Origin of the sequence: Asaia sp. W19 (assembly GCF_003994335.1) — a bacterium.
In the GTDB taxonomy this organism is placed as follows: Bacteria; Pseudomonadota; Alphaproteobacteria; order Acetobacterales; family Acetobacteraceae; genus Asaia.
In genome coordinates this window covers 76779-99693 of the sequence record NZ_PNQZ01000066.1, presented here as the reverse complement: position 1 = coordinate 99693, position 22915 = coordinate 76779, and the positions used below count along the sequence as shown (strand labels likewise).

The window sequence follows — 22915 nt, the reverse complement described above, 5'->3', positions numbered from 1 at the left end:
CGTGGATGACAGCGCGCACGGATGAGGGCGAGGCGCAGGCCACGCACACGTGGTCTCGCCTAATCACGGTGGCGCTGTTGATCGGGTCTCTCGCCGCGACCATCCCCCAGGCTTTCGCGCGCGACTGCGCGCCTGCGCCTGACGGCGGCAACCCCTGCCCTGTCACGCTGATCCGCCCTCCAGTGGTCCCACTCTCCGCCATGGCGAAACTCGGCAAGGCGCTGTTTTTCGACAAGGCGCTCTCCGGATCTGGACAGCTTTCCTGCGCCTCGTGCCATGTACCGAGTGCGCATTACGCGCCGGACAACGCGCTGGCTTTCGCCAGGGGCGGTGTGGCGATGGACAAATTCGGCGTCCGCGCCGTGCCTTCGCTCACCTATCGCGAGCGCCAGCCGCCTTTCAGCGTCGGCCCCGATAATGCCACCAGCGAAACGGCGCCGCCTCCCCCATCGCCGCCCAGCGCTAAAGGCGTCAAATCGGCCAGTAATACCGGCGTCTCGGCTCAGGCCATGGTGCCGCAGGGCGGTTTGTTCTGGGACGGCAGGGCCGACACGCTGCAAAGCCAGGCCGCCGGGCCGCTCTTCGACCCTCGCGAAATGGCGGCGACACGCACTGGTATCGCCGCTCGCCTGCGCCATGCGCCCTATAGTGCCGATCTGTTTCGCCTGATGGGTGCTCATGCTTCGGACGACATGCTGATTGCTGAAGCGCTTTTCGCGCTGGCCCGCTATCAGATTGAAGCACCAGTTTTTCACCCTTACTCGAGCCGCTATGATGCCTGGCTTGAGGGACAAATCCGCCTGACAAGAGACGAAGCCGAAGGGCTGCGGCTTTTCAATGACCCGTCGAAAGGCAATTGTGCCGCCTGCCATCTGAGCATGGTCGATGAGGAAGGCAGACCGCCGCTCTTTACCGACCATCAATACGAAGCCCTCGCCGCCCCGCGTAACCCCCTCGCCCCGAAAGGCAGCTACGATCTCGGTCTCTGCGCGGCAGGCCGCGCGGATATCGGCCATACCGAAGCCTATTGCGGCTTCTTCCGCACCCCATCGCTGCGCAACAGCGCTACGCGTAAGGTGTTTTTCCATAACGGCACCTTTACCTCGCTGCGTCAGGTGATGGATTTCTATGAACTAAGGGACATTGAACCGTCTCAATTCTATCCGCGACAGGCGGATGGGACTCTTCTGCTCAATGACGATCTGCCAAGGCGCTATTGGGGCAATATCGACAAGACCGACACGCCTTTCGGCCCGCGCAAATCGCCCAGCCTGACGCCGGAAGAGCGCGAGAAAATCATTGTCTTCCTTGGAACCCTGACGGATGGGCAAGCTCCTCAGCGCAAGTGATCTCTCCCACAAAAGGGATCACGATACAGATCGATCCGGTCTGGAAGATCCGCAATGCGCGGGGGTCATTCAGATACGCGCTTCCCGTTCACCCTGGGCAGTTCGAGTAACAGCCACGCGATGAACAAGGCCAGACCGATCAATCCGACACGCCATAGCGGATCGGGGTAGAGAACGAGGAAGCGCAGTCCGCTCGCCCACAGAAACAAGACAAAACCGGTGGCCGCTATGACGAGTATCTGCGCCCAGCGCTGTCTCCCCAGTCCGGAGGCGACTTCAGGCAAGATCCGGCTGTGCAAGACCCAAAGCGCCCCCGCAAGAAAAAGCGAACCGCAGGCGAAAAGCCCCCAAGGCGAGAGATCCATCCCCTGGTTGAAACGACCGGTATCTCCTGTCGCCAGGAACGGACGCATCCAGAGATAAGCAATGAGCTCAGCAAGGTTGAGGATCAGAAACCAGTAAAGGGCGAAAAATACAATGGGCCGGATGCATGCTCTCACATGGAGCAGGCACGAAATCAGGATGACAACCAAGATACCGTGCATCGCCAGTGGCGCACCGCCTATGGCGGCTTCGGCGTTATGTCCGCGCCCATGAAACAAGGCGTCATAGGGAACACCTTCATCCCAGCCCTGCATGGTGATCAGATTTCCCCAGACCACGGTCATGGGGGTGCCGGAATAGCCGAGCGCCCAGCCCATCGTACTATGGGTGAACTCATGCAGGAGGATCATGACAGCCTGGAGAAGGAAATAACCACCCACCATGAGCCCTGCGTAGAAAATGCGCTTCAGTGAGGAATTGGCTGACATGACATTTTCCTTGATGGGCGATGATGATCGTCAACGCCGGCTGACGTTTCATCTTTGCATGCAGATCGCGCGCGATCACCGCTGATCGACCTCTACACGGAAATAGGCGCGCTGCCGCCTGATCTCGTATCGATCTACGCGGTAAGAACCACCCATTCCGGACGCGCCATGGCGCCTCTCTCCTGACAGGCACAGCTGCGTCAGGATCTACACTCAGCGCGCGCGCCGGGTACCTCCATGAGTTTGGCGCGGTATGCCGCAAAACCGGGGAGCGCAGGAGCCCCATTCAAGCCGCTTGACGCGCTCAAGCCGTGCTCTAGAGTGGCTCCTGCCTAAAAAGACAGCGATGCAGGTATGGTGACAACCTGCGGTCTCTCTTGAGACAGTCACGCTTGAGCACTTGAACCTGCTCTTGGCCATGGCCGGACACAACGAGGATTGGCCTCGTTCGTGGTCGGTCGTCGCTGTCCGCATCGCGATCGGCTCGTGTCCGCCTTCTCTCTGGAAAGGCACGATCATGAAACTCAACCACATCAATCTTTACAGCCATGACACGGAATCCGATCGGGCTATGTTCGAGCGCTATTTCGGCCTTCATACTCTCGTCGTACGGGGGACGACGATGGCGATCATGCAGGACGAAGACGGCCTGGTGCTGATCATCAATCATTTCGACAGGAAACTGGGAGGCTTCCTCTATCCCGAGCATTTCGACATTCTGCATATCGGCTTCATCCTGGAATCCCGTGAAGCTGTCGACACCCTTTATGAACGCCTACAGAATGATGGGAAGGCGACCCGGCCTCCACAGACGGCACATGGTGCCTGGAGCTTCTATTTCCGGGCTCCGGGCGGTTACTTCATCGAGGTCACAACCTTGACCGCGGTGCGCCCTCATGAAGCCTATCAGGCTACCTCGCCTTGAGGCTTTCCTCGGTCGACGGCGCGCCCGTCGACCAATCAGTCCTGATCCGTCCAGCCAATCCCCGGGGTGAGCCGTCGTGCGGGACCAATCACCTGGATAATTCTGTGCGCGCCGTGAGCTTATTTCCGTCCGGGTCACGCAGATAGGCGACAAATATCCCGTTTGGACGCTCGGTGGGGGGGCTCTCAATACTTGTCCCGCCATGGCGGATGCCCGCTTCGTGCCAAGCGAGGACATGGTTCGGGCTCTTCGCCGCAATTCCGATAGTTCCGCCATTTGCCGCGGTAGCAGGCTGCCCGTTGATCGGGGTCGTGATCATCAATCTTCCCCCGTCATGAGCGTAGATCAGCCGCCCTCTCGCATCCACCGCGCCTGGGCTGCCGCCCAGAGCCTCAAATGTCGCATCATAGAAAACCCTTGATCGCTCAAGATCATTGCTGCCGATCATGACATGGGTAAACATGTTTTTCTCCGAGCGCTTCCCAAAGGGGAAATGAAACACCGGCACGTGCAAGCCCGTCGGATGACAAAGGTTCCACCGCTTTATCATCAACCTGGCGGGATCGACACGCTGCGCGACCCTCATCTTTCGCCATGATGGCATTGCGCCAGAGGGTATCGTCCAATTCGATTTTCCCGATGCGCCCATAATGTCCCACCACCAGGGAAAGGCCCGCGCGCCTCCCTAGACGAGCCGATACCCTACCCCTGTCTCTGTCAGGATATGCCGGGGTCTTTCCGGGTCCGGCTCGATCTTCTGCCTGATCTGACGGATGTAGACCCGCAGCTGTTGCACGTCGCTTGTCGGGCCCCAAAGCTGCTTCATGATCATCTGATGGGTCAGGACGCGGCCCGCATAGCGCACCAGCATACGCAGGATATCCCATTCCCTGGGTGAGAGACGTATCTCATTTCCGCCCCGGAATAGCTGACGGCGCACAAGGTCGATCGTCAGATCGCCCGAGGTGAAAAGCGGCAGGGTGCCTTCCTGTTGCAGACCATGGCGCAGGGCATTGCGCAATCGCGCCACGAGTTCGGCCATGCTGAAGGGCTTAGTCACGTAATCATCCGCCCCGGCTTCGAGCGCAGCCACCTTGCCACGTTCATCGTCACGCACCGATAGAATGACCACGGGCAGATTCGGCCGGTCCTGACGCAACCGGCGCAGTACCGCCACACCATCGAGATCCGGCAGCCCCAGATCGAGCAGGACGAGATCGGGCGGGGTTTCGGCGGCGCAATGCAGGGCCTGCTCGCCCGAACCGGCTTCGAGAATGCGCCATGACTGGCTTGCCAGCGTGGTACGCAGCAGACGCCTGATGGCAGGTTCATCATCCACGATCAGAAGGGTCGGGTCGCTCATCAGGACGCCTTTTCAGCCAGAGGGAAACGAAGGGTGAAAACCGCTCCCTCGCGATCAGGACGGTTTGCTGCCGTGATCTCTCCGCCCATCGCTTCAACGAAACCGCGCGCAATGGCAAGCCCCAGCCCCGTACCCGCCCGCGCGGTATCAGCCGCCGCAAAACGCGTGAATTTGGCAAAGAGCACCGCCGGGTCACGTGCGCCGAAACCTGGCCCCTCATCCAGAACAGCAAGGACCAGATGCGCATTCTCGACAGTGAGCCGGATCGTGATCTGCGTTCCTGGATTTGTATATTTGGCGGCGTTATCGAGGATATTGAACAGGGCCTGCTCCAGCAGGACCGCATCGATCGGCACCATAGGCAAGTCAGGCGCTGCCTCGAAATCGACCCGATGCCCTTCCAGCAACCGCGTCGCACGTACAAGGGCTGATGCCGCCACTTCGGCGCAGTCCACGGCCTCGCGACGCAAAGGTAGCGCCCCCGCTTCAAGCCGGGTCATGTCGAGCAGATTCCCCACGAAGCGATTGAGACGCTCCGCCTCGTCGGTTACGGTTGCGAGCAATTCCGTACGCCCTGCCTCCCCCAGCGCCTCGCCATAATCGCGCAGGCTCGATGCGGCACCCAGGATGGAGGCGAGCGGGGTACGCAGATCATGGGAAATCGACGTCAGCAGCGCTCCACGCAAACGATCGGTTTCCGCGTCTAGCCTGACGCGATCGAGGTCACGCGCGAGCAGGATACTCTCGATGGCCGAGGCGGTCTGATCCCCCAGCGCGTCGAGCAGGCTCTGCTCCTCAGCATCCAGCAAGGGGCCCGCCCGGTCACGGTCCAGACCCAGCAGCGCAACCGGACCGCGCCCGGTGCGCAGGGGAATGAAGAGCCAGCGCACGCCAGGCAGATTATCCGAGCCACGACCGGCAATACGGTTGTTTTTCCACGCCCAGCTTGCGGCTGCAAATCCGTCCTGATCGATCGGATAATCGGAATCATAGGCTGTCTGAACGCGCAAGGCGCCCTCTTCAGGCATGAGCAGCACGACACGGCAATTCAGAAGCGTCGCAATCTGATGACTGACCGACCAGAGCAGATCCTCCAGCCGGGTCAGTCCCGTGATGGTGCGACTGAAATGATAGAGTGACTGCGTGATCTCGGCTCTATGACGCGCGACGACAGCCTGACTGCGTACCCGAGCGCCCAGATTGCTCGCAATCAGGGCGGTGCCAAAGAAGAAGAATAGCGCCACCACATTATCCGGCGCAGCGATAGTCAGGGTGTAGAGCGGTGGCAGGAAGAAGAAGTTGAAACAGAGCATCCCGAGCACGGAAGCCCACAGGGATGGCCAGAGCCCATAAGCCACAGCAACGCCGAGTATGGCGGTCAGGAAGGCCAGCGAGACATTGCTGACCTCAAGACCCTGCCTGAGCAGCAGTGCCAGCCCCAATGCCGCCAGCATGATGGCCGAACTGCCGAGATAGGGACTAAGTCTTGGCCGGACGCGTTCACGCAGCCGCCCGGTTACCGCCTCACCCGAGCGGGGCACGACATGGACTGGGAACCCCTCGGAACGCTGGATAAGACGCTCGGTGGTACTGCGCCCCAGAATCTGCCTCAGCCGACCGATCCAGTTCGTTCCGGCAGGATGCGCCGCAACGATCTGGGTCACATTCTGCGCCTTCGCATAGGCCAGGGCATCAAGGGCGATGTCATGGCCCGGAACGGTCACGGTCTCGGCCCCGAGCGACTGGGCCAGATGCATCTGCGATGCCATGCGCGCACGCGCATCCTCGGTCAGGTCACGGCTTGTCTCGACATGGAGCACGATCCAGGGGGCATGGAGCCTGTCCGCCAGGCGCTTGCCGTAACGCAGCAATCCGGTATCGCCATCCTCAAGCGTGAGGCACACCATGACACGCTCACCTGCCGCCCAGGGACCAGCGATGGCATTGGCCTTCATATGATCGACAAGCTGCGCGTCGACCTGCTGCGCCGTCTGACGCAAAGCGAGTTCACGCAGGGCCGTCAGATTACCCGGCGAGAAGTAATGCAGCATGGCGCGTCCCGCCATCGGAGCCCCATAGATCTTGCCGTCACGCATGCGCTGCAAAAGGTCATTCGGGGTGAGATCGATCAGTTCGAGTTCATCCGCCTGCTCCACCACCTTGTCCGGTACCGTCTCCCGCACACGGATACGCGTGATTGAGGCGACCACGTCATTCAGGCTCTCGAGATGCTGGATATTGACAGTGGTAAAAACATCGATCCCGGCCTGGAGGATTTCCTCGACATCCATCCAGCGCTTTGGATGGCGTGATCCCGGAACGTTGCTATGTGCATATTCGTCAATCAGCACCAGACGCGGGCGACGCGCGAGGACCGCATCGAGGTCCAGTTCCTGCAGCACCTGCCCCCTATAGGGCATGAGGCGAGTGGGCAGGACAGGCAATCCGTCGACCAGAGCCGCAGTCTCGCTCCGGCCATGGGTCTCGACGATCCCAACTACAAGATCCACACCGTCGCGCATCAGTTGCTGGGCGGCGCTGAGCATCTCGAACGTCTTGCCGACACCCGGAGCGGCCCCCAGAAAGATCTTGAGGCGCCCGCGCCGCGCATCGCCGCATCCCTGACGCAACAGGGCATCGGGGTCGGGTCTGTCATAATCGCGCCGACTCACGGACGCGGTCTCACCAGCTTCGCACTTGGGGCCAGAGCGGCCACTCTGGAAGCGGATATGCGCGCAAAGGGGCTATGCAGGTGATGGAGGGCGCGCATTGTCATCAGGGTGACATTCTATCGAGGGCCCGGTTCAGCGCCAGAACATTCACGTGAGGCTCCCCCAGAAAACCGAGAAGCGGCTGACGTATCTGACTCATCACGAGATGACGCACACGCTCCTCGTCGAGGTTGCGGGCTTTCGCCACGCGCAGCACCTGAAACAAGGCCCCTTCGGGGGAGAGATCAGGATCAAGACCACTAGCCGATGTCGTGACGAGTTCCACGGGAATGCGCCAGCCACGCGCCATGGCATCGGGATTCTCGGCGTTGAGCGCCGATATGCTGGCAGTGACGCGGTCGAGCAATGCTTTGGAGGTTGGCCCTGCATTCGAGGCGAGGGAGGCTGAGGCATTATAGGGCGCAGCGCTGGTCTTGCTCGCGTCCTTCGGGTCCGGCCCCATGGTGGCCGAGGGGCGTCCGTGGAAATAGCGAGGTGCAGTGAAATTCTGCCCGATCAGCGAGGAACCGATGATGCGGCCCCGGTCATAGATCAGACTCCCTTCGGCACGGTCAGGCATCATCAGGGTGGAAAGCGCTGTCATGGCCAGAGGATAGACGAGCCCGGTCAGGGCCGAGAGCAGCAGGAACAGGACGAGCGCGGGGCGCAACTGGGAAAGGACCATGGGGGTCTCCTCAGACCAGACCGATATGGGTCACGACGAGATCGATCAGCTTGATCCCGATGAAAGGCACGATCAGACCGCCCACGCCATAGATGAGCAGATTCCGACGCAGAAGGGCCGCAGCACCGACGGGACGGTAGCGCACGCCGCGCAAGGCCAGAGGAATGAGCGCGATGATGATCAGCGCATTGAAGATGATGGCTGAGAGCACGGCGCTTTCGGGCGTGGCCAGATGCATGATATTGAGGCTCGAAAGCGCTGGGTAGAAACCGACGAACATGGCCGGGATGATGGCAAAATACTTGGCCACGTCATTGGCAATGGAAAAGGTGGTGAGCGCGCCGCGCGTCATGAGCAATTGCTTGCCGATCCCCACGATCTCGATCAGCTTCGTCGGATCGCTGTCGAGATCGACCATGTTCCCGGCCTCTCTCGCAGCCACGGTGCCGGTATTCATGGCCACGCCCACATCGGCCTGGGCCAGCGCGGGGGCATCATTCGTGCCGTCACCGCACATGGCCACGAGCTTGCCCGATTCCTGCTCGCTACGGATCAGGGCCAGCTTGGCTTCTGGCGTGGCCTGAGCGAGGAAATCATCGACGCCTGATTCAGCGGCGATCGCGGCGGCGGTCAGCGGATTGTCACCCGTGATCATGACCGTGCGTATGCCCATCCGGCGCAATTCGGCAAAGCGTTCGCGTATGCCGCCCTTGACCACGTCTTTCAGATGCACGACGCCCAGAAGGCGACCGTCATCCATTACCGCAAGCGGCGTGCCGCCCTGTCGTGCTATGCCATCCGCAATGCTGCGTATCTGGGCGAGGGCGCCAGCTTGCTCGCCTGCTGCGGCGATCACGCTTTCTACTGCGCCTTTGCGGATCTGACGTGCGCCGATATCGACACCGCTCATGCGCGTCTGGGCCGTAAAGGGGACGAAATGCGCTCCCGTGGCATTGAGCTCGCGACCGCGCAGCCCGAACCGGGTCTTGGCCAGAACCACGATGGAACGCCCCTCCGGAGTCTCATCGGCCAGCGAGGCGAGCTGCACGGCATCGCCCAGTTGCTGCTCGGTCACGCCGGGAACAGGAATGAAGGCGCAGGCCTGACGATCACCGATGGTAATGGTGCCGGTCTTGTCCAGAAGCAGCGTATCCACATCGCCCGCTGCCTCGACGGCGCGCCCCGACATGGCGAGCACATTGAAGCGGATCAGGCGGTCCATCCCTGCAATACCGATGGCCGAGAGCAAGGCGCCAATGGTGGTGGGGATGAGGGTCACGAAGAGCGCGACAAGCACCATGACGGAAATCGACCCGCCCGCGTAATGCGCGAAGGAGGGAATGGTCGCCACGGCGATGATGAAGATGAGCGTCATGCCGGCCAGCAGAATGGTCAGCGCGATCTCGTTCGGGGTCTTCTGACGCTGCGCCCCTTCGACCAGAGCGATCATGCGATCGAGAAACGTCGAACCCTGTGCCGCAGTGATCCGCACGATCACCCAGTCGGACAGAACGCGTGTGCCCCCCGTGACGGCTGAGCGGTCGCCACCGCTCTCGCGAATGACGGGTGCGGATTCTCCGGTTATGGCTGATTCATCGACTGAGGCGATGCCCTCGATCACCTCGCCGTCGCTGGGAATGAAGTCGCCCGCCTCAACCAGCACGACATCGCCCACGCTGAGTTCGGGTGCCGGGACTTCCTCATAGAGACCGGCTGGGGAATACCCCCCCGCATCATTGGGGATAAGCCGCTTGCCCCGCGTTTCGGTACGGGTCCGACGCAGGGAGTCCGCCTGGGCCTTGCCCCGCCCTTCGGCGATGGCTTCCGCGAAATTGGCGAAAAGCAGGGTGAACCACAGCCAGAGCGTGATCTGGAGCGCGAGCCCCGTATGCGGCACGCCCTTGAACAGATCGCGCAGCAGCAGGATCGTGGTGAGCAGGGTCACGATCTCGACCACGAACATGACCGGATTTCGCACCATCACGCGCGGATCGAGCTTGCGCAGACTTTCGACCATGGCGGGAAGAATGAGCGCCGCGCTCAGCACCCCCGATCGGGCGCGCAATGTGGGGCGTTCCGGAACACCCGCCGGCTCGGTTTCCGGCGAGGGCGCAGGCGAAGGAAAGGAAATCATGAGACGGGCGCCTCTTAGTAAGTGGTGCCGTGGAGCATCGCGAGATGCTCAACAATCGGCCCAAGAGCGAGTGCAGGAAGAAAGGTCAGACCACCGACAATCACGATCACCCCGGCAACAAGCGCGATGAACAGGCCATTATCGGTTGGGAAAGTGCCAGGCGTTGGGGCGGCTGTCTTCTTGGCCGCCATCGACCCCGCAATGGCCAGGGCGGGAATGATGACAAAGAAGCGCCCGATCATCATGCCGATGCCAAGGGTCACGTTCCAGAAGCTGTTGGCCGTAAGCCCGGCAAAGGCGCTGCCGTTATTGGCTGCCGCCGAGGTATAGGCATAAAGTGCCTCGGAAAAACCGTGCGGTCCGCTTGCGGAAAGCGCAGAGAGTCCGGCGGGCAGAACGACAGCGAGCGCGGTGAAGCCGAGCATGACGAGCGGCAGGCAGAGCACGGCCAGCATGGTCATCTTGATTTCGCGCGCCTCGATCTTCTTGCCCAGATATTCGGGTGTGCGACCGACCATCAGCCCGGCCATGAAAACCGCGATGAGCGCAAAAAGCAAAAACCCATAGAGCCCGGAACCGACGCCGCCGAAGATCACCTCACCCAGCATCATGTTGATGAGCGGCACCATGCCGCCCAGCGGCAGGAAGCTCTCATGCATGGCATTGACCGCCCCGCATGACGCGTCGGTGGTCACCGTGGCGAAGAGCGCCGAGGCGGCGACGCCAAAGCGCGTTTCCTTGCCTTCCATATTCCCCAGCGTGCCATCGAGGCCGAGGGAAGCGAAGAGCGGATTTGCATGGGCTTCGGACCAGTAGAGCACACCCGCGCCGATGAGAAAGAGCGCCGCCATGGCCGAAAAAATGGCCCAGCCCTGCTTCTCCTGACCGATCATGCGACCAAACATGTTGGTCAGCCCGGCACCGAGCGCGAAGATACACAGCATCTGAACGAAATTGGTCAGTGCATTCGGGTTTTCGAAAGGATGGGCGGAGTTGACGTTGAAATACCCGCCGCCATTCGTACCCAGCATCTTGATGGCCTCCTGAGAAGCCACGGGACCGAGTGCGATGCTCTGGTTTCCGCCCTCGAGCGTGAAAGCCGAAGCGGTTGTCGCCAGGGTTTGTGGCACGCCTTCAAGCACGAAGAACAGCGTGAGCACGACGCAGCCGGGCAGCAGCACGTAGAGCGTCACCCGCAGCAGATCGACCCAGAAATTGCCGATCGTAACGGCGCTGCGCCTGACAAAACCGCGCATGATCGCCGCTGCAATGGCAATGCCCGCCGCAGCCGAGACGAAGTTCTGAACGGTGAGAGCGAGCATCTGGCTGAGCGGGCTGAGCGTCGTCTCGCCGCCATAGCTCTGCCAGTTGGTATTCGTCAGGAAGCTGACCGCGGTGTTATAGGCCAGGTCAGGCGCGACCGCCCCAAGCCCCGAGGGGTTGAACGGCAACACGCCCTGCAGACGCAACAAGGCGTAGACCGCAATGAAGCAGAAGATCTTGAACAGAATGACGGCGAGCGCGTAATGCGACCACGACTGCTCGCGGTTCGGGTCGATCCCGGCAAGGCGATAAGCGCCCCGCTCCAGCGGCCCGAGAAGACGCGCGAGACCATGGCGTTCGCCTTCGAGCACGCGCTTCAGAAACCCTCCGAGTGGTCGCGTGATCGCAACAACGCAGAGAAAGAATACGGCGATAGTGATCCAACCTGAGAGGGTCATGATCAGAACCTTTCAGGCCGGAGGAGCACGGCTGTGACATAGGCCAGCAGGCCGAGCGTCACGATACCGGCGAGAACGAGATCGGGCGTCATGTCAGATCCTTTTGCAGACCGAGATGAAGCCCAGGCAAAGCACGAAGCCGAACAGGCCAAGCGCTGCATAGAGAATGTCGAGCATGAAGACGGGCTCCCTTGAGAGCCCCCCTTATCCTGCCGTTCCGCATAGGGATGACAGATCAGCCCCCAAGGCGCTCCATAGGAATCTCATAGGGGGCCCGTTACAGCGGTCGGCACTGACAGCAGGGCACGAGGCCCCTCCGTAAAGCATGGCTCGGGGCGTGATGGGGCTGCGCTCCCCGATCATACGCGACACGCATCGATGACAGGGGGGCCATCTCGCGTTGCTTGCAGGCCCGTATCCCTGTGGCGGGCGCCCCTTTCTCAGGGAGGCGGGTGGTGCGACGAGGCGAGATATCCAGATATTGCGTGATTTCGACCGATCGCATTATTCGCACAACCAGCAAGGCTGCTGGCGGTTTGCACGGGGGCATGTCATGAACAAACTGAGCGCAGCGGGAGCCTGCGCGCGCTGTCTAACGCGATTGCCTTGAGGATGGGGGTCTGACAATCACGATGCCCACCACACCACTGCGTCGGGGCTGGACCACCGGCAGTTGCGCCACCGCGGCCGCCAAGGCTGCCTGGTCACTGCTGGTACGGGGCGAGGCCCCCGATCCGGTGACGATAACCCTGCCCGGCGGACAGGACGTGGCATTTGCACTCGACTCTCTCGGTGCCGAGTCAGGCCGCGCCTGGGCCAGCGTGATCAAGGACGCCGGGGACGATCCGGATGTCACACACGGTGCACAGATACGCGTGGATGTGGAGTGCGCTCCGCGCGGGAGCGGCATCCGGTTTCGCGCAGGGGAAGGGGTCGGCACGATCACCCTACCCGGCCTGCCGCTGCCCCCCGGCGAGCCTGCGATCAACCCCGTCCCGCGCGCCATGATCCGCACGGCACTCGAACAAATCACGCCGCAAGGAGCCGATGCCGTGGTGACCGTGTCGATTGCGGATGGTGCGCGTCTGGCGGAGAAGACCCTCAATGCCCGCCTGGGTATTTTAGGAGGGCTCTCAGTGCTGGGTACTACGGGGATTGTGGTGCCCTATTCCTGCTCCGCCTGGATCCATTCCATCCATCGCGGCGTCGATGTAGCGCGTGCTGGAGGCCTGACCCATATCGCAGGCAGCACAGGGGCGACCTCGGAGGGGGCCATAAGCGCGCTCTATGCCCTGCCCGAAATTGCGCTGATCGAAATGGGCGATTTCGCAGGGGGGTTTCTCAAATACATGCGCCGCCATCCCGTCCCCCGACTGACGATCGCCGGAGGACTGGCAAAAATGACCAAGCTCGCTCAGGGTCACCTCGATCTGCATTCGAGCCGAACCCTCGCCGATCCCGCAGCCCTGTCGATTCTCGCTGCCCCGCTCGGTCTTTCCGCCACACAGCATGAAGCCCTGCGCAATGCCGCGAGTATCGCACAGGGCTACGCGGATCTGGGCGATGCGCGACTGGGCACGCTCATCGCCCGTAGCGCGGCGAGAAAGGCGCGCGAGATCCTCGATGACCCATCTTGCGGGCTGGATGTCGTGGTTTTCGATCGACAGGGCCGTATGCTTGGAAGGAGCGACGTCGGGTGAACGGACCTGACCCATTACTGTTTGAACCCTGCCTGAAAGCGAACTCTCTTCGAACTATACTGACTTGATACACGTTATTTACGCTCGCCCCCAATTGACGCGCCATCTTTCGTTATCATAACGTAAGGTTTCGTTTCAGAGTCAAAGGGCTGTTACATGCATCGTCGGAGTCAGGGATTTCTTCAATCTGCCCACCCCGCCGATGGGTCGAAGCCCACCCCACGCGCACTGATACGCTGTTATCGCCCCTTTTTCGTGCTGATGCCGTTTTGGCTTACCGCGAGCGCGCTGGGTGCGCCTGTCTCGAAAACTCCGACCCTGCTTCCCGGCGCCAGGCCTGGGGCGGAGCAGGCGACGACCCATGCACGACAAAAATCCTATCCTCCGCACGGTCAGCGCGCGGCGACGTCTCCTCATGTCGCCAAGATCGGAAATCCGTCCCTCACGTCCGGTCAGACCCGAAATCCGGAGAAGGAAACCATTGCTGTGAGCGGTAAACGGCTTCGCTCCCATGCTGCCGAAGTAGCCGTCACCCGTACCGTCATGGATCGGTTCATTCCCGGCACAAATCCGATGCAGATTCTGGCACTCACCACGCCCGGCGCAAATTTCACGTCTTCCGACGCTTTCGGCCTCGATACCGCTGCCAATACTTTTTATGTGCGTGGGTTCACCCAGACCCAGATTGGCGCGACGCTCGACGGTATTCCCTTGGGGACGCAAGGCTTCACCAACCAGAATGGCGTCTCCATCACCCAGGCCATGATCCAGGATGATCTGGCAGGCATGACCATCTCGCAAGGAGCCGGTTCACTCGATACGTTCTCTGCCCAGCTTCTGGGGGCGGCCATGACCTATACCTCGTCGGACCCGACGGACAAGGCCGGGGGAAGATTGAGCCAGAGCTTCGGCAGTTATAACGCCTTTCGGACCTATGCCCGGGCAGATAGCGGGGTACTGAACCCGAGCGGCACGAAATTCTATACGTCCTTCGCGCGCACGGAAAACAAACTGTGGAAAGGCGAAGGCTATCAGCGTGAATTACAGGCCGATGCCAAGCTGGTTCAGCCAGTTGGCAGCACGGGCAAGATCACCGGCTTTTTCGGCTATGGGAATTTTACCCAGGCCAATTATCTGTCCCTCACCAAGAACATGTGGGAGCGGCTTGGGCGAGACACTACCTATCTCAAACCCGATTACGAGAAGGCCAAGCTCTGGGCCTATTATGCCCAGTTCACGTCGCAGGTGCCTCCCGGCTATGAGGGGATCCTGTCGAATGATGAAGTCGGCAACTATGCCTGGGATGGCTCGCAGATCCAGCGCAGCTATCTCTCTTCGGTCAATGGCCATTTCGACCTTACCCCGCTTCTGCATTCCGACACGGTGGCCTATGGCAACGTCTCGAGCGGCGTCTATGGGGGCACCAACAACTTCGTGACCTCACCCAGCTATGGCGTGCCCATGCTTCTGGCGGATGGCAGCGTCAGCGGTGTGCCCATGGCCCTGCAACGTGCGCACGCTGGGATGCAACGTGTCGGCTTCACGCAGAAATTTTCCTATGAAGCCCCGCATCGCAATCTGGTCGAGGGCGGGTTGTGGTACGAGAACAACCGCTGGATCTACAATGCGCGCCTATACGAGGACACACCGACCGCCGCGCATAACATGATGTCCGATCTCAAAAAGGGCACGGGCGCGACCTGGTTCGAAGATACCTACAACTCGAACAGCTTCCAGTTCTTCCTTCAGGATCGCTGGACGATCATCAGAGGTATGACCCTCCTGGCAGGGTTCAAATCCCTCACCCAGACCACCCATGGCGGTACCAAGAACGACTTCACCCAACAGCTCAAATCCGAGGGCTGGAACACCTATTATCGACGCCCGGCGCGTGGTTCACTGACGGCCTCGGGCGCGTTCCTGCCGCATTTCAGCTTCGACTATCATTTTCTCGATCATCACGAGGTATATTGGGATATCGCGGAAAACCTGCGCGCCTATGACTACTACTCTCAGGTGGCATCAGGCACCGCATGGGGGGGACTTGGCAATGCCTCACAGCCAGCCCAGCAGGTTTTTGACGCGAACAAGAAAATCCTCAAGCCGGAACGCACCTGGAATTATGTCGTCGGCTATCGCTATGACGATGCGCTTTTCACCGGCACCATCGATTATTATCATACCGATTACTATAACCGTCTTGCTTCCATCACGGCGGGAACAGCCAATAACACCCGCAACGCCTATATGAATGTAGGGCGTGAAACCATGGATGGGGTGGATGTTCTGGGTGCCATACGCCCAATCAGGGGACTGGAGATCACCAACAGCTTCAGCTGGAACGATGCGCGCTACCAGGGGACGGGCATCAATTACGGCGGTCGCCTCTACAGCCTCAAGGGCAAGCGCCAAGTGTATTATCCCGCCTATATGTACAAGGCGAACCTTGCCTATAGCTGGCGCAACACGCAGTTCAATTTCAACGTGAATTACATCAGCGCGCGTCCCATGACCTTTCTGAACGATATCAGCATTCCACCCTACTGGCTGGCCAATATGACGCTCTCTCATGATTTCGGGCGCATCGGCTTTGCCGAACATCTCAAGGCGAGTTTCGGCGTGACCAATCTGTTCGACAAGAATTACATAGGCGGGGTGTACGGTGCGGCTTCCGTATCCGGTGACAATAACAGCAATCTCTTTGTTGCCTCACCCCGGCAGTTCATTGGCACGATCGGGGCCCAGTTCTGAGCCCCGTCGCCTCATTCAGAATTCGAGCAGGATCTTCATGGCCTGGCGCCGGTCAGAAGCGAGATCGAAAGCCGCACTGGCCTGATCGAGCGCGAAACGATGGGTTACCAGCGCCGAAAGATCGGCCCTGCCGCTATCGATCAGGGTGACCGCCAGCGCAAATTCCTCCTTGAAACGAAACGAGCCTGTCCATGTCAGCTCGCCTGTGACGATACGGCTTTGAGGCAGGGTCACATCGTCCCCCAGACCAAGCTGGACGATCGTCCCGCAGGGCTGCATCAGCGCCAGTCCGCCGCGCAGGGCCTGCGCGTTGCCCGAACACTCGATCAGCACATCGATCGACCCGGCAAGTTCAGCGAGCGCTTGCGGGGCAACACGCCCGTTGATCACCCGATCCGCGCCCAGTTGCCGGACCACCGCAAGCGGCTCATCCAGAATATCCGTCACGATCACTTCGCATGCGCCATTCAGCCGCGCAGCAAGCGCCACGAGCGCGCCTATGGGCCCCGCCCCCGTGACGAGGACGCGTTTGCCCATCAACGCTCCCGCGCGGCTGACAGCGTGCAGCGCCACCGCGAAAGGCTCGGACAGCGCGAGTTCAGCCGGGGATTTATGTTCCGCCCTGACGCATTGCCTTGCCTTGCAAACCAGATCCCGCCGGAAGGCCCCGTCGATATGCGGGTCGCGCATCGCACTGCCGTAGAAACGCATATCTGTGCAGTGGTTGCTGCGACCGGCAAGACATTGCCCACAATGCTGACAGGGCAGCCCCGGATTGACGGCCACGAGATCCCCGATCTCGAGCCCCATGACGTCCGGGGCTTTGTCCGCAACACGACCGGCGATTTCATGGCCGAGGATCATGGGGTGTTTCAATCTGACGGCGCCGAAACCGCCATGATGATAATAATGCAAATCCGACCCGCAAATGCCTCCCGCCTCGACGCGCACAAGCACCTCACCCTGTGCCAGAGACGGAACAGGACGCGTTTCAATCTGAAGTTCATGCGGGGCATGGATGACGAGGGCCTCGGCCATGAGAAAATCCTTTGCAATCGAAAGTCAGAGGGTGAGAATTTTCAGGCGGAAGGCGCTGTTGCCTCGGGCACTGCAATCCGCTCGACCGGTCCCATGAGGAACAGATAGGACAGGGCGCCCACGATGCAGAGCAACCCCGCAATACCGAGCGGCAGGACGAACGACCCATGGGTCAGGCTCAGCATCGCCCCTGTGAACGTGCTGATCCCAATTCCTGCCAGATTGGCCGCGCCATTCTGCAAAGCCCCAATCAAGGCGACATTGGATGCCGAAGGAGCGACCTCACCGGGCAGAGTCCAGATATTGGCCGCCGTGAAGGCAAGCGCTGCATAGGATATCCCCATCAGCACCAGAGCTGTGAAGGAACTCGCAACCAGAGGCGCGAACGCAATGACACAGGAGACAAGCATGCCTCCCACCAGGCATGTCTTGCGCGCGCGTGTGGCGCTCCACCCACGGCGGAGCAGGGAATCGGACACCGCACCGCCGATCCAGCCAAAGGGGATGGCAAAAAGGGCGGGGAAGAGCCCGTAGAGCCGTACATCCTCAAGGGTGAAGTGCCGCGCCTTGATGAGAAAGGTAGGGAACCAGGTAATGAAGAAATAAATTGCGAAATTGAGACAGAAGAAACCGATCATCATGCCCCATATCGTACGCTGACGCAGAAGAAACCTGAGCGAAACCGGAGCAGACGCTCCCTGTATGCCGCCTTGCTCCTGCTCCAGAAGCGCGAGTTGGGTCGGTGTAACACGGGCATGGTCCTTCGGATCGCGATACAAGACCAGCCAGACAGCGACCCAAACGAAACCGAGCAGCCCCGTCCAGATGAAGGACTGGCGCCAGCCGACAACGGCGACGAGCCACGCGACCAGAGGCAGCGCCAGCGCCGACCCCACGCGGGATCCGCTATCGAAGATACTGCTGGCAAATCCTCTCTCGCGGCGCGGGAACCAGTTGAACACCACCTTGGCAAAACCAGGCAACGCACCCGCCTCTCCCACACCCAGCATCAGCCTGGCCGCCAGCAGGCTCGGCAACCCGGTGATGAAGGCGCTCGCCGCAGTAAAGACCGACCACCAGAGCACGGAGCCCGCGAGACAACGCCGCACGCCGAAGCGATCGATCATCCATCCCACCGGCACCTGCATGAGCGCGTAGGTCCAGAAGAATGCGCTTAACCCCAGCCCGATCTCAAAGGAAGAAAGATGCAGTTCGGCCTCGATCCTCGGTACGGCAATGGCGAGATTGGATCGGTCCAGGAAATTGATGATATTGGCGACGAAGCAGAGCGCAATCATCTGCCAGCGCAGAGGACTCATGGGCGGCATTCCCCCGAGCGGGAGTTCCCAACCCTCAAGCCTGCGCCACTCAGTGTGAACGGCGTATACCAGACGAGAAAGGGGCCCACTCTGATGGATCTTGAACTCCAATCGACCCTAGAGGAACATTACCGCCTCGTCATCTTTCGAGTTGTCACGGCTGCGTGACCCTGCCCAGGTCCCGCGCGTCTGTGATTCGCATAGCCGGGTGGTGGCATAGTCGTCTGCTCGCCTCTGAGGAGAACGGGCGTCATCCGCCTCTAGGGGAAAGTCGCACACCGGGATACGGCCTCGACCCGATGCCCCCTTGATCGAAGCATGCAGACAATCCCGTAGAAGCCATTTCGATCTCATTCAAAGCTGGCGGATACCGTTGCTATGGCCGTGAAACCGCTGCCGACCGCATAATTCGGCTGCGATCCGACCAGGGTCTTGCCCCCCAGCCCCTTGATTTTGGTAGCCGCCGTCGGGGTGAAACCCGTCACGGAGGAAAGATAATGGACATCGCCCAGATTCATCAAGCTGAGCATGGCCTTGGGCCTGACCCTGCCAAAGCGCGGCAGATAACGGCCGATCGATGCATCGGCGGTGAAATAGGCCGGAATGCCCTGATCGTTCATGAGCGTCGAGTATTGCGAGTCAGAATAGCGGAAATTGAAATTACCGAATGTCGTACCGTCATCGAAAGTCAGACCGAGCGATCCCAGGAACTTGGGTGACGCAACTTCCTGCTTGCCCTTTGTGGGAAGCACATCGCCCATATAGGCGACGTTATTCCCGATACTTGTATGCATGTACTGCCCCGAGGCGTAGGCGCTGAAATGGTGCCACGGGCGGGTGGAAAGTTCCGCCTGAACACCCTTGGCAGACTCGCCCCCTGCATCAATCGGCTGGGAAGTCAGAATACTGGTGCCCGGAATATAGGAAACAGAACTGATCTGGTGATGGGTAAGATTGTAATTGAAGCCCGACACCGTCAGCATAACCGGCCCGTAATGGCGGAAACCTATCTCCTCGCCGATCATGTACTCCGGCGTAAAATTGGCCAGAGGCTGCGTGACCGGCACCGGCGTCGTGAAACTATAGACGGGCACCTGCGCCTGAAAGGATGAGGGCGCGCGGTAGCCCGTCGTTCCATTCACGTAGACCTGATTATCCGGGTCGATCTGATAGCTGATCAGAAGCTGGGGCGCCGGGATGAACATGTTCTTCGCAGATCTATACGGAGTCGACCCCGGCAGATCCTCGGTGAACTGACGCGAAATCATGTTCGCCCGCAGCCCGGCATCGATGGTCAGGCGATCATGAAAAAGCTTGATCTGATCCTCGAGCCCGAGCGCGTTGAGCTGCTGAAACCCGTTGATGTCATATTGGGTAATCGGCTTACCGCCTACGGTCAGGTAGCCGTTATTCTGCGTATATTGTCCGAGCGCGTTGACCGGATAATGGTTCTGATACTCGGTATGCACCGCGTAGGAATACCAGTAGGAGAATTTCAGCGTGTTGATGCCACGCTTCCACGCCGCAATCATGTTCAGACCGCTGGATGTCTGCACCCAGGGATGAATCGAAATCGCGGTGACAGAACCCGCTTGCGGGGTATACCCGTCCAGAACAGCGTATTTCTGAGTACCGCGATACCCGTTGGCGATCGGGATATTGGCCCCGTAATTATTGGGTCCGTAGGTCTCCACCGCATAGGGCTGCGCATCAAGAGACCACCCGCTGCCAAGGTCGATATGGTTCTTGATCGTACCAACCACGGCATTGGTCGCCTTGGTGTTGAGCTTGTAGAATAGCGTGTCGCCCGGCGTGTACTGGCCATGGGTATTATAGCTGGTGCCGTATTGGTGCCATTGCGCCAGATTGGGGTAGAGCCACTCGGTCTGGTTCGCATAATTATAACCAAAGATGAGCTCGGAATGACTTCTGGCAGTCCAGTGCTTCATGAGCGCCGCATCCAGATGCCAACGATAGAGGCTGCCTGGTCCACGCCACAGATTGCCGCTGGAATAGGAGCCGGAGACGAAGCCTGTTACCCCGCTATGGCCGAGTTCTCCGGTATCGACGCGCACGAATTCCTTGTTTGTGCTGTGTGTGCCGCCCGAACCCTCGGCATAAAGCGCGAAATGCTCCCCCGGGCGACGCAGGCTCATGGTCATCTGGGCGCCATCGGCATTATAGGTGGGCGCTGTCAAATCCGAAGAACCCTGGCTCACGGCTACATTCGCCAGATCCTCATTATCCACCATCGCCGAGGTATAGGCGCCATAGGTGAACGGATCGGCCAAAGGCATGCCCTCGTAGATCAGGCCGATCTGGGTCTGGTCGAGGCCCCTTATGTGGATGGTCTCGGAGCTGGTGCTCAGTGGCCCCTCATTCGTACCCTGCACACCGGGCAGGCTGGATACCAGGACCCCGGGATTAACCAGCGGGGATTGCCTGGCGATGTATTCCTGGGTCACCATGGAGACGGAGCGCGCGACGCTTTGCCGCGCCATCAGCCCGCCGCCCAAAACCGCGCGATGGGCTGATACGCTGACATTCTCGTCCCTTCCCGCCATCACCCTCCTGCGGGGTCGGGCCTTTTCCCCTGTCGCACGAGACCGTGCAGGGGTCGCGACAGGCTTTTTTGCCTTCTGTGCAGAATGCGCTCCGGCGCGCCCGGAAGACGCCGCAATACCTGGTGAGGCCGCAATGAGGGCGCCAAGCGCGCTGCAAGCGAGGAGCGACGCGGTGCGATGGGGTATGTGACGCAGCATGAACCTGTTCCGACTGGTTGGCCGCATGCGTATCGTTACGCATCCGATATCGGCGCGCACTCTGTCGAAGGGTTTCTATTGTATCAAACTATAGTTTTGTGACGCATTTACGTCTTATTTATTAATATGGCGACGCCATTAAATAATTATGACGGATGTATTTCCTGCCCCCCATTCCCAGAATGAGGGGCATAACGGGGCCGGAACTCGGCCCCATCGCTCAGTTGCAGGTATGCAGGACCGATTTGGCACTCGTGATCTGATAGGACGATGCCGTGGGATCATTCGGGCAAGCGGCGTGATCGATCCCGTTACAGGCAGTCAGGGCCATAGCGCCCACGAGAATTGCGATGATTTTGGCCATGATCGATCCATTCAATGTTACACATCATCAACGCATCAGCCCGAGCATGGTGTCAATCTGCCCTCTCTCGCGGACGGATCAATCCCTGGGGAGCGCCCTCATTCCCTCTCCCGTTCCAGATGTGCCGTGACGCACTGAGAGCGTCCTCGTCCGGTTAGCCACGAACCAGAAGCTCCGGCCTGATCCCGACACAACTCAACCGCCCCCCCGTGAAAAACCCGGGCGCCCCCGTGATACCGGGAGCGGATAGAGGCAGGCCGCGCAAACTGCGCACGGCGAGAAAGCCGAAGCACTCGGCCTCCACCATGTCGCCATTCCATCCGAGCACCTCGACCGGGCTGACTTCCCCCGGAACGGCTTGTGCGAGCGCCTGCATCAGCGCCGGATTATGACGTCCACCGCCACAGACGAACCAGGCGCGCGGCGGCTCCGGCAGCGCGGTTCGCGCGATGGCCTGTACGGTGAAGGCGACCAGGGTCGCTGCGCCATCTTGCGCCGAGAGAGGTGCCAGAACATCGAGCGCAGTGGCGAATGCCTGCCGATCCAGAGATTTCGGCGGCGGACGGTCGAAAAAAGGATGTGAAAGGAGCGCCCAGAGGCGCGCCGCATCTACAGTCCCCTCACGGGCCAGCGCACCGTCGCGATCATAGGCTATCCCCGTATGGCGCAGCGCCCAGTCATCGAGCAGGGCATTACCCGGTCCTGTATCTCCCGCGAGCACCGCGCCGTCGCGCCCGACAAAAGTGACATTGGCCACGCCGCCGATATTGAGAATGGCCACGGGCCCCGCCTCCTGAGCAAGGCAGGCTGCATGATACCAGGGTGCCAAAGGTGCGCCCTCTCCCCCATGCGCCACATCGTCGCAGCGGAAATCATGGATCACGGGCAGGCCCGTCTGTCGTGACAGCGATGTCGCATCGCCGATTTGCCAGGTCCGGCCGTTTTCGGGCGCGTGGTAGAGGGTCTGACCGTGAAACCCGACCAGATCGGCCGCGCCTTCCTCTGCCAGGATCTGACGCACCGCCTCGACATGCAAGTCGGTCAATGCCTGTTCGGCCGCCAGGAGATCAGGCTCATCTCCCTGCAACGCGGCTGCCCGGTCAAACAGCGCGTAGATATCGCGACGCAGGGAAGCCGGGTAGGGAAGGCTCAGCGCGTGCCCCCGACGCAAAACCTGGACCCCGTCTGTCTCGATCAGGGCGGCATCTACGCCGTCGAGCGACGTGCCACTCATCATGCCGATGCTGCGATAAACGAAACTGCTCATCCGCTTCCCCGAGA

The 22915-nt window shown here is 60.5% G+C and carries 17 protein-coding genes; 4 read left to right on the top strand and 13 right to left on the bottom strand.

All coding sequences use genetic code 11. The features are described 5' to 3' along the window. The first annotated feature begins 5 nt into the window (after positions 1–5). Positions 6–1349, top strand: a complete 1344-nt coding sequence (locus C0V97_RS14080) for a cytochrome-c peroxidase (protein ID WP_127103204.1) — start codon at positions 6–8, stop codon at positions 1347–1349. Positions 1350–1414: 65 nt separating this feature from the next. Here the strand turns inward: C0V97_RS14080 and C0V97_RS14075 are convergent, their stop codons facing one another. Continuing rightward, a complete protein-coding gene (locus tag C0V97_RS14075; protein WP_127103203.1) occupies positions 1415–2161 on the bottom strand; it encodes a hypothetical protein in 747 nt (248 codons plus the stop codon). Positions 2162–2678: 517 nt separating this feature from the next. Between C0V97_RS14075 and C0V97_RS14070 the strand changes: the two genes are divergently transcribed. After that, positions 2679–3086: a VOC family protein gene (locus tag C0V97_RS14070; RefSeq protein ID WP_127103202.1), complete on the top strand. Its 408-nt coding sequence runs from the start codon at positions 2679–2681 to the stop codon at positions 3084–3086. An 88-nt stretch (positions 3087–3174) separates the two neighbouring features. Here C0V97_RS14070 and C0V97_RS14065 read toward each other — a convergent pair whose 3' ends face one another. The 7 genes from C0V97_RS14065 to C0V97_RS14035 all read right to left on the bottom strand — a co-directional run bounded on the left by C0V97_RS14065 (position 3175) and on the right by C0V97_RS14035 (position 11792). Continuing rightward, complete coding sequence (locus tag C0V97_RS14065) at positions 3175–3549, bottom strand: VOC family protein (RefSeq protein ID WP_127103201.1); 375 nt, start codon at positions 3547–3549, stop codon at positions 3175–3177. 222 nt (positions 3550–3771) lie between these two features. Beyond that, complete coding sequence (locus tag C0V97_RS14060) at positions 3772–4449, bottom strand: response regulator (RefSeq protein WP_127103200.1); 678 nt, start codon at positions 4447–4449, stop codon at positions 3772–3774. Further along, entirely contained in the window at positions 4449–7121 is a 2673-nt protein-coding gene (locus tag C0V97_RS14055) for a sensor histidine kinase KdpD (protein WP_127103199.1), read from the bottom strand. Before C0V97_RS14055 ends, C0V97_RS14060 begins: the two co-directional genes overlap by 1 nt. Before the next feature lie 103 nt (positions 7122–7224). Beyond that, entirely contained in the window at positions 7225–7845 is a 621-nt protein-coding gene (gene kdpC / locus C0V97_RS14050) for a potassium-transporting ATPase subunit KdpC (protein ID WP_127103198.1), read from the bottom strand. Between the two features lie 10 nt (positions 7846–7855). Further along, positions 7856–9862: a potassium-transporting ATPase subunit KdpB gene (gene kdpB, locus C0V97_RS14045; protein ID WP_233582190.1), complete on the bottom strand. Its 2007-nt coding sequence runs from the start codon at positions 9860–9862 to the stop codon at positions 7856–7858. 131 nt (positions 9863–9993) lie between these two features. Next, the gene (gene kdpA, locus C0V97_RS14040) at positions 9994–11700 is read right to left on the bottom strand and encodes a potassium-transporting ATPase subunit KdpA (RefSeq protein WP_127103196.1); all 1707 of its coding nucleotides are present in this window, start codon (positions 11698–11700) and stop codon (positions 9994–9996) included. 2 nt (positions 11701–11702) lie between these two features. Continuing rightward, positions 11703–11792: a potassium-transporting ATPase subunit F gene (locus C0V97_RS14035; protein WP_127103195.1), complete on the bottom strand. Its 90-nt coding sequence runs from the start codon at positions 11790–11792 to the stop codon at positions 11703–11705. Positions 11793–12332: 540 nt separating this feature from the next. Here C0V97_RS14035 and C0V97_RS14030 point away from each other — a divergent pair. Together C0V97_RS14030 and C0V97_RS14025 are read left to right on the top strand one after the other, a co-directional pair. Continuing rightward, complete coding sequence (locus tag C0V97_RS14030; RefSeq protein ID WP_127103194.1) at positions 12333–13400, top strand: cobalt-precorrin-5B (C(1))-methyltransferase; 1068 nt, start codon at positions 12333–12335, stop codon at positions 13398–13400. Positions 13401–13661: 261 nt separating this feature from the next. Continuing rightward, complete coding sequence (locus C0V97_RS14025) at positions 13662–16151, top strand: TonB-dependent receptor domain-containing protein (protein WP_127103263.1); 2490 nt, start codon at positions 13662–13664, stop codon at positions 16149–16151. 15 nt (positions 16152–16166) lie between these two features. On the opposite strand, the gene C0V97_RS14020 is transcribed toward C0V97_RS14025, so the two are convergent. The 5 genes from C0V97_RS14020 to C0V97_RS14005 form a co-directional block, all read right to left on the bottom strand. Next, positions 16167–17189: an L-idonate 5-dehydrogenase gene (locus tag C0V97_RS14020; RefSeq protein ID WP_127103193.1), complete on the bottom strand. Its 1023-nt coding sequence runs from the start codon at positions 17187–17189 to the stop codon at positions 16167–16169. 41 nt (positions 17190–17230) lie between these two features. Beyond that, positions 17231–18508, bottom strand: coding sequence for an MFS transporter (locus C0V97_RS14015; protein ID WP_127103192.1), 1278 nt, complete (start codon positions 18506–18508; stop codon positions 17231–17233). A 350-nt stretch (positions 18509–18858) separates the two neighbouring features. Beyond that, positions 18859–21270 (bottom strand): TonB-dependent receptor, encoded by a 2412-nt coding sequence (locus tag C0V97_RS14010; RefSeq protein ID WP_233582181.1) that lies wholly within the window; start codon positions 21268–21270, stop codon positions 18859–18861. Positions 21271–21490: 220 nt separating this feature from the next. Next, positions 21491–21634, bottom strand: coding sequence for a hypothetical protein (locus C0V97_RS18410; protein WP_158625430.1), 144 nt, complete (start codon positions 21632–21634; stop codon positions 21491–21493). Positions 21635–21788: 154 nt separating this feature from the next. Further along, positions 21789–22901: an anhydro-N-acetylmuramic acid kinase gene (locus C0V97_RS14005; protein WP_127103191.1), complete on the bottom strand. Its 1113-nt coding sequence runs from the start codon at positions 22899–22901 to the stop codon at positions 21789–21791. Positions 22902–22915: the final 14 nt, after the last annotated feature.